1 protein-coding gene is annotated in these 274 nt (G+C 63.1%); it reads right to left on the bottom strand.

Annotated features, from left to right (window positions below; all coding sequences use genetic code 11):
• Positions 1 to 274: argininosuccinate synthase domain-containing protein (locus CH341_RS32515; RefSeq protein WP_210208731.1), on the bottom strand; the 274-nt coding region annotated here is incomplete at both ends.

The following is a 274-nucleotide window of genomic DNA, read 5'->3' as shown; positions in this document are numbered from 1 at the left end:
CACCTTGATGTCGGGGTCGAGCGCATAGGCGCTGAGCTCGAAGCGCACCTGGTCGTTGCCCTTGCCGGTGGCGCCATGGGCGATCGCATCGGCGCCGGTCTCGTGGGCGATTTCCACGAGCCGCTTGGAGATGAGCGGGCGGGCGATCGAGGTGCCGAGAAGATAGACGCCTTCATAGACGGCGTTCATGCGGAACATCGGGAAGACGAAGTCGCGGACGAATTCCTCGCGCAGGTCCTCGATGTAGATTTCCTTGATGCCGAGCATCTCCGCC

The organism is Rhodoplanes roseus (genome assembly GCF_003258865.1).
In the GTDB taxonomy this organism is placed as follows: domain Bacteria; phylum Pseudomonadota; class Alphaproteobacteria; order Rhizobiales; family Xanthobacteraceae; genus Rhodoplanes; species Rhodoplanes roseus.
Note: the sequence above shows the minus strand (reverse complement) of the source record. Positions and strands in the feature narration are given on the sequence as shown.